8 protein-coding genes are annotated in these 7,070 nt (G+C 71.6%); all 8 read left to right on the top strand.

All coding sequences use genetic code 11. The annotated features are described in order from the left end of the window. On the top strand, positions 1 to 270 hold a 270-nt coding region (locus ACRDSK_RS30200; RefSeq protein WP_431444784.1), incomplete at its 5' end, for a diguanylate cyclase domain-containing protein. A gap of 112 nt (positions 271 to 382) precedes the next feature. Continuing rightward, positions 383 to 1,861, top strand: coding sequence for a bifunctional UDP-N-acetylglucosamine diphosphorylase/glucosamine-1-phosphate N-acetyltransferase GlmU (gene glmU / locus ACRDSK_RS30195; protein ID WP_431444782.1), 1,479 nt, complete (start codon positions 383 to 385; stop codon positions 1,859 to 1,861). 136 nt (positions 1,862 to 1,997) lie between these two features. Next, on the top strand, positions 1,998 to 2,978 hold the full coding sequence (locus ACRDSK_RS30190) for a ribose-phosphate diphosphokinase (protein WP_431444781.1): 981 nt from the start codon (positions 1,998 to 2,000) through the stop codon (positions 2,976 to 2,978). A 76-nt stretch (positions 2,979 to 3,054) separates the two neighbouring features. After that, complete coding sequence (locus ACRDSK_RS30185; RefSeq protein ID WP_431444779.1) at positions 3,055 to 3,969, top strand: NAD-dependent epimerase/dehydratase family protein; 915 nt, start codon at positions 3,055 to 3,057, stop codon at positions 3,967 to 3,969. Further along, positions 3,966 to 4,883 (top strand): RNA polymerase sigma-70 factor, encoded by a 918-nt coding sequence (locus ACRDSK_RS30180; protein WP_431444777.1) that lies wholly within the window; start codon positions 3,966 to 3,968, stop codon positions 4,881 to 4,883. The genes ACRDSK_RS30185 and ACRDSK_RS30180 overlap by 4 nt, the downstream gene beginning before the upstream one ends. 196 nt (positions 4,884 to 5,079) lie before the next feature. Then, on the top strand, positions 5,080 to 5,739 hold the full coding sequence (locus ACRDSK_RS30175; RefSeq protein WP_431444775.1) for a 50S ribosomal protein L25/general stress protein Ctc: 660 nt from the start codon (positions 5,080 to 5,082) through the stop codon (positions 5,737 to 5,739). A 59-nt stretch (positions 5,740 to 5,798) separates the two neighbouring features. After that, entirely contained in the window at positions 5,799 to 6,392 is a 594-nt protein-coding gene (pth, locus tag ACRDSK_RS30170) for an aminoacyl-tRNA hydrolase (RefSeq protein WP_431444773.1), read from the top strand. After that, on the top strand, positions 6,382 to 7,070 hold a 689-nt coding region (locus ACRDSK_RS30165; protein ID WP_431444772.1), incomplete at its 3' end, for a DivIVA domain-containing protein. The genes pth and ACRDSK_RS30165, both read left to right, overlap by 11 nt.

The raw sequence follows: 7,070 nt of genomic DNA, 5'->3' as shown, positions 1-7,070 counted from the left end.
GCGCTGCGCCGAGCCGCGGTGGGGGTGGCCGGGCTGCCGGCCAACCTCTCGCACGGGGTGACGCTGTCGGTCGGCGTCGTCGCGCTGCGTGCCGAGGAGGGCACCGCCCGGGCGCTCGCCCGCGCGGACGCCGCCATGTACCAGGCGAAACGCAAGGGCGGCAACGATGTCGTCGCGGTGGCCACCACGGAGGGCGACGGCCCGGAGGTACCACTGCAGGACACGTCCGGCGCCCCCGACCCCGCGTGGGTCATCCCCGAGGCAACGTGAGCGGGAGCGAAGCCGCCTGTTAGCGGTTTCGCGGAGCGAACTGACCGGCACGTAGGATCGGGTTCCCGGTGGCTGCCGGGTAACCCCATATTCACGCCAAGGGAGAGAGCTGATGGTCGAGGGCTCCAACGGGCTCGGCGAAGTCAGCACGGTCATCCTCGCCGCGGGCGAGGGCACGAGGATGCGCTCGGCCACGCCCAAGGTGCTGCACCGGGTGGCCGGCCGCTCGCTGGTCGAGCACGCCGTGCGCGCCGCCGCCGGTCTCTCGCCCCAGCGCATGGCGGTCGTCGTCGGGCACGGCCGCGAGGCGGTCACCGAGCACCTCGACGACGTGGCGAAGGCCCTCGAGACCACGCTGACCGTCGCCGTCCAGGACCAGCAGCACGGCACCGGGCACGCGGTCCGCTGCGGCCTCGACGAGCTGCCCGAGCGGCTGACCGGCACGGTCCTGGTCACCTACGGCGACGTGCCGCTGCTGGACACGATCACGCTGTCCGCGCTGCTCGCCGAGCACGCCTCCGCCGGCAACGCGGTCACCGTGCTGACCGCCCAGGTCGACGACCCCACCGGGTACGGCCGCATCGTGCGCGCCGCGGACGGGTCCGTCGAGGCGATCGTCGAGCAGAAGGACGCGAACCCCGAGCAGGCCGCCATCCGCGAGATCAACTCCGGCGTCTACGCGTTCGACGCCGAGGTGCTCACCGACGCGCTGGGCCGGCTGTCCACCGACAACGCGCAGGGCGAGCAGTACCTGACCGACGTGCTGTCCATCGCCCGCGGCGACGGGCACCGGGTCGGCACCTGGACCTGCGACGACCCGTGGCTGGTCGAGGGTGTCAACGACCGCGTTCAGCTGGCCGCGCTGGGCGCCGAGCTCAACCGCAGGCTGACCGAGCGGTGGATGCGCGCGGGCGTCACGATGGTCGACCCGGCGAGCGTGTGGCTCGACGCCGGCGTGGAGCTCGCCCGCGACGTGGTCCTCGAGCCGGGCGTGCAGCTGCGCGGCGCGACGACGGTCGGCGAGGGCGCGACGATCGGCCCGGACACGACGCTCACCGACGTCGGCGTGGGCGCGGGAGCGAGCGTGGTGCGCACGCACGGCCGCGAGTCGGAGATCGGCCCGGGCGCGAGCGTCGGCCCGTTCGCCTACCTGCGGCCGGGCGTCCGGCTGGGCGTGAGCTCGAAGGTCGGCACGTTCGTCGAGGTCAAGAACTCCGAGATCGGCCGGGGCACGAAGGTGCCGCACCTGTCCTACGTCGGCGACGCGACCATCGGCGAGTACAGCAACATCGGCGCGGCCAGCGTGTTCGTGAACTACGACGGGGTAGCCAAACACCGCACGGTCGTCGGTTCCCATGTCAAGACCGGGTCGGACAACATGTTCGTGGCGCCGGTGAACGTCGGCGACGGCGCGTACAGCGGGGCCGGGACGGTGCTGCGCTCGGACGTGCCGCCGGGCGCACTCGCGGTGTCGGCCGGCTCGCAGCGCAACATCGAGGAATGGGTGCTCCGGCGCCGTGCCGGCACGCCGGCCGCCGAGGCCGCACGGCGCGCACTCGAGAACACCTCGCCCGCCGAGGAGGAGTCATGACCGCCCTGGACGAGTCTCGCACCTCCCGACCGCGCCTAAGGGGAACGGGACGCAACCCAGCCACAAGTACGTGCCCAACCGGACGAAACGAACCCAAGGCGACCCAGAGTTTTGATTCCGGGGAGGCGGAGCGCACATGAACGCGAAGTCCGGGACGCCCAAGAAGAACCTGATGCTCTTCTCCGGGCGGGCGCACCCGGAGCTGGCGGAGGAGGTCGCGAAGCACCTCAACGTCAGCATCACGCCGCAGTCGGCGTACGACTTCGCGAACGGCGAGATCTTCGTGCGGTTCGAGGAGTCGGTGCGCGGCTGCGACGCGTTCGTGATCCAGAGCCACAGCGAACCGATCAACCAGTGGGTGATGGAGCAGCTGATCATGGTCGACGCGCTGAAGCGCGCGTCGGCCAAGCGGATCACCGTGATCATGCCGTTCTACCCGTATGCCCGGCAGGACAAGAAGCACAAGGGCCGGGAGCCGATCTCGGCGCGGCTCGTCGCGGACCTGTTCAAGACGGCCGGCGCGGACCGGATCATGACCGTCGACCTGCACACCGCGCAGATCCAGGGCTTCTTCGACGGACCGGTGGACCACCTGCTCGCGCAGCGGCTGCTGTCGAGCTACATCAAGGACACCTACGGCTCGGACAACGTCACGGTCGTCTCGCCGGACGCGGGCCGCACGAAGCTGGCCGAGAAGTGGGCGGACGACCTCGGCGGCGTGCCGATCGCGTTCATCCACAAGACCCGCGATCCCCTGCTGCCCAACGACGTCGTGGCCAAGCGAGTGGTCGGCGAGGTGCGCGGCCGGCTGTGCATCGTGATCGACGACATGGTGGACACCGGCGGCACGATCGCCAAGGCGGTGGAGCAGCTGGTCGGTGAGGGCGCGGCCGACGTGGTGGTCGCGGCCTCGCACGGCGTGCTGTCGGGCCCGGCGCCGGAACGCCTGTCGACGTGCGGGGCGCGGGAGGTCGTGTTCACCAACACGCTGCCCATCCCGGACTGGAAGCGGTTCCCGAAGCTGACGGTCCTGTCGATCGCCCCGCTGCTCGCCCGCGCGATCCAGGAGGTCTTCGAGGACGGCTCGGTGACGAGCCTCTTCGACGGCAACGCCTGATGTCGCGCGCCTGATGTCACGCACCGCCCGGCCTGTCTCGTCTTCGTGACGAGAACGGGATTCGGGAGGTGGCGTCGTGCGGGTGTTCGTGGCAGGCGGGTCGGGGGTTCTCGGGCGTCGACTGGTGGCGCAGCTGGTGGCCCGCGGCCATCAGGTGACCGCGACGACGACGAGCGCGGGCAAGTTGGGACTGCTGGCCGAGCTGGGCGCCGAGGGCGTCGTGATGGACGGGCTGGACGCGGCGGCCGTGGGCGAGGCCGTGGCCGCGGCCCGGCCGGACACGATCGTGAACCAGATGACGGCCCTGTCGCAGGCGCATGCCGGCAAGCCCAGCCTGCGCGACCCCGGCCGCTTCTTCGCCGCCACCAACCGGTTGCGCGGCGAGGGGACCGACCATCTGCTCGCCGCGGCCGAGGCGACCGGTGTCTCCCATGTCATCGCGCAGGGCCACGCCAGCATGAACGGCGTGCGCGAGGGCGGCTGGGTCAAGTCCGAAGAGGACCCGCTGGAGGTGCTGGAGGGGACGAAGGCGGTCGTCCACCTGGAGGACGCAGTCGTCGGGGCCGGCGGCGGAGTGCTGCGCTACGGCGGGTTCTACGGCCCGGGCGCCAACGACGACCAGCTCACGATGGTGCACAAGCGGCTGTTCCCGCTCGTCGGGCGAGGCACCGGCTACTTCTCGTGGGTGCACGTCGACGACGCGGCGAGCGCCACCGTCCTCGCCGTGGAGCAGAAGGCGACCGGCGTGTTCAACATCGTCGACGACGAGCCGGCGCCGGTCAGCGAGTGGCTGCCGGTGCTCGCGGAGTACGCCGGGGCGAAGCCGCCGCGGCGGGTCCCCGCGTGGTTGGCTCGGCTGCTGGCCGGCGAGATGGCGGTGGGCATGATGACCGAGGGGCGCGGGTTCTCCAACGCCAAGGCCAAGCGGGAGCTCGGCTGGGAGCTGCGCCATCCGTCGTGGCGGCAGGGTTTCAAGGAAGAGCTGGCATGACCCGGAGCGAGGAGTTCGAGCAACTGCGGTCGCTGCTGTTCGCGATCGCCTACCGGATCCTCGGCAGCGTGGCCGAGGCGGAGGACGCCGTCCAGGAGACCTGGCTGCGCTACTCGTCGACGCCGACGGAACCCAGGTCCACGAAGGCGTTCCTGTCGGCCGTGGTCACCCGGATCTCGATCGACGTGCTGCGCTCGGCGCGCGTGCGGCGGGAGACCTACGTCGGGCAGTGGTTCCCGGAGCCGCTGCTCACCGACCCGTACGAGGACCCGGCGCGGTCGGCGGAGCTGGCGGACTCGGTGTCGATGGCGGCCCTGTTGCTGCTGGAGCGGCTGAGCCCGCTCGAACGCGCGGTGTTCGTGCTGCGGGAGGTGTTCGGGCTCGGCTTCCCCGAGATCGCGGCCGCGGTCGGCCGGTCGGAGGCGGCGTGCCGCCAGCTCGCGGTCCGGGCGCGCCGGCACATGGACGACGGGCGGCCCCGGTTCGAGGCGGACCGCCGGGCACGCGAGGAGCTGGCGTCCCGCTTCTTCGAGGCCATCCGCGACGGCGACGTCTCCGCCCTGCGGGAGCTGCTCGCGGCCGACGTCCAGATGGTCGGCGACGCCGGCGGCAAGGCGCCGGCGCTGGCCAGGGCCGTGAGCGGGGCCGACAACGTGGCCCGGTTGCTCGCCTCGTTCTTCCCCGCGCTCGGCCGGATCTCCGCGTACGTGGAACCCCACGAGCTGAACGGCCAACCGGGCGCGATCCTGCGCGACCGGGACGACCGGGTGGTCGCCACGCTGACGCTCGACGTGCTGGGCGGCCGAGTCCAGACGATCCGCTCGGTGATCAACCCCGACAAGCTCGGCCACGTCGGTCCCGTGGCGGACGCGTGGGCACTCCACCGCGAGGTGCGCCAGGCGCGCCGGCGTTGACCGCTCGATGAGGCACGGCAGCCCCCGATGAGGTCGCGCGGAAGCGCAACGTAAACTAACTGGGTTGCCTCGGCGAGGGCAGGCGTACGCCTGGCGTGATCGACGCGGCGGCTTGATTGCCGCGCGCACGTCCGTCGTCGCCGGCCGCCGCCGCCCCGAGACCCAGCTTCAAGCGTGTAGCAAGGAGAGCACCACCGTGTCCGAGGTCCGTCTCGCCGCCGAGCCACGTACCGAGTTCGGCAAGGGCGCCGCGCGCCGCACCCGCCGCGACGGCAAGATCCCCGCGGTCCTGTACGGCCACGGCTCCGATCCCAAGCACCTGGCCCTGCCCGCCATCGAGTTCGCTCGCGTGGTCCGTGAGCACGGGCAGAACGCCGTGCTCACCCTCGAGGTCAACAGCACGAGCGAGCTCGCGCTGACCAAGACCGTCACCACGCACCCGATCAAGAACTACATCGAGCACGTCGACCTGCTGCTCGTCCAGCGTGGCGAGAAGGTCACCGTCGAGATCCCGATCGTCATGACCGGCGAGGCGCAGCCCGGCACCCTGGTCACCCAGGACGCCACGACGCTGCAGGTGGCGGTCGAGGCGCTGCACATCCCCGAGCAGTTCGAGGTCTCCATCGACGGCGTCGGGGCCGGCACCCAGATCCTCGCCAAGGACGTCAAGCTGTCCGAGGGCGCCGAGCTGGTCACCGACCCAGAGGTGCTCGTCATCGCGATCAACGTCGCGCCGACGGCCGAGGACATGGAGGCCGGCATCGAGGCGCCCGAGGCCGAGGAGCCGACGGAGGCACCTGCCGCCGCAGAGGCGGACGAAGAGGCGCCGGCCGCCGACGAGGCGAGCGAGGGCTGAGACTACTGCCGGGCGGTCCCGCATGGGGCCGCCCGGTCCGTTTCTGCGAGGACGCCGATATGCCTGCCGAGCCACCCGCCGACGACGTGCCGATGCTCGTCGTCGGTCTCGGCAACCCGGGGCCGCGTTATGTCGCGAACCGGCACAACATCGGGTTCCTGGTCGCGGACGAGATCGCCGACCGGATGGGCGGGAAGTTCAAGTCCCACAAGGCCGGCGCCGACGTGCTCGAGGGCCGGCTCGGTGGGCGGCGCGTGGCGCTCGCGAAACCACGTACGTACATGAACCTGTCGGGCGGTCCGGTGGTCGGCACCGCGCGGTTCTACAAGGTGCCGGCCGAGAACATGATCGTCGTGCACGATGAGCTCGATCTTCCGTTCGGCAACCTCCGGCTGAAGCTGGGTGGCGGCGAGAACGGGCACAACGGGCTGAGATCGATCACCAAGTCGCTCGGGACCAGGGACTATCTCCGGGTACGGTTTGGTATTGGTCGCCCGCCGGGACGGATGGATCCGGCGGACTACGTGCTCCGCGACTTCGCCGCCGTGGAGCGCAAGGACCTGGCGCTGGAGATCGACCGGTGTGCCGACGCGACGGAGGCGTTGGTGGCCAAGGGTCTGGAAGCGGCGCAGAACCTCTTCCATGCCCGCTGAGCGGGAGGCGAGGATGCAGCAGCAGGACGACGTGCCGCTGACGCCCATGGTGGTCGACTGCGTCACGTTCGATCGGGCGCCACTGGGCCGGCGCGGGTACAACGAGGACCAGGTCGACGAGTTCCTGGACCGCGTCCAGGCCACCCTCACCGGCACGGACAAGCTCTCCGCGCGCGAGGTGCGCGAGGTGATCTTCGACAGCGCGCCGATCATCCGCCGCGGGTACCACGAGGAACAGGTCGACGAGTTCCTCGACATGGTCGTGGAGGAGTTCGAGAATCGCGAACGCGGTCGCGCGAGTGGGCAGCCACCGGCGGCGAAGCCGGCCGGTCCAGGACGGCCGGAGGGTCAGACCGGGGCTCGGCGCCAGCCGGATCCAGGTGACCTACGCGGCCCGGCCGGTCCAGGTGGGCCAGGCGACTCGCGTGACTCTGGTGGCCGACCCGGCCCAGGCGGCCCCGGTGACTCCCGCGGCCCAGGTGGTCCTGGTGACACGCGCGGTCCTGGTGACACGCGCGGTCCGGGTGGCCGACGCGGCCCAGGCAGTTCGGACGATTCACGCATGCCGGCTGCCCCAGCAGCCGGTCTGGGCGGTCCGGGCGGATCGGGCGGCCCAGGCGACTCGCGCGGCCCGGCAAGTCCAGCCGGTCCGGGCATCCCGGGCGGCCCGCCCGGCCC

Origin of the sequence: Actinophytocola sp., from assembly GCF_050699915.1 — a bacterium.
Classification (GTDB): domain Bacteria; phylum Actinomycetota; class Actinomycetes; order Mycobacteriales; family Pseudonocardiaceae; genus Actinophytocola.
Note: the sequence above shows the minus strand (reverse complement) of the source record. Positions and strands in the feature narration are given on the sequence as shown.

Coding starts and splice junctions, on each gene's coding strand:
- glmU (WP_431444782.1), top strand. CDS start 383: ATGGTCGAGGGCTCCAACGGGCTCGGCGAAGTCAGCACGGTCATCCTC.
- ACRDSK_RS30190 (WP_431444781.1), top strand. CDS start 1,998: ATGAACGCGAAGTCCGGGACGCCCAAGAAGAACCTGATGCTCTTCTCC.
- ACRDSK_RS30180 (WP_431444777.1), top strand. CDS start 3,966: ATGACCCGGAGCGAGGAGTTCGAGCAACTGCGGTCGCTGCTGTTCGCG.
- pth (WP_431444773.1), top strand. CDS start 5,799: ATGCCTGCCGAGCCACCCGCCGACGACGTGCCGATGCTCGTCGTCGGT.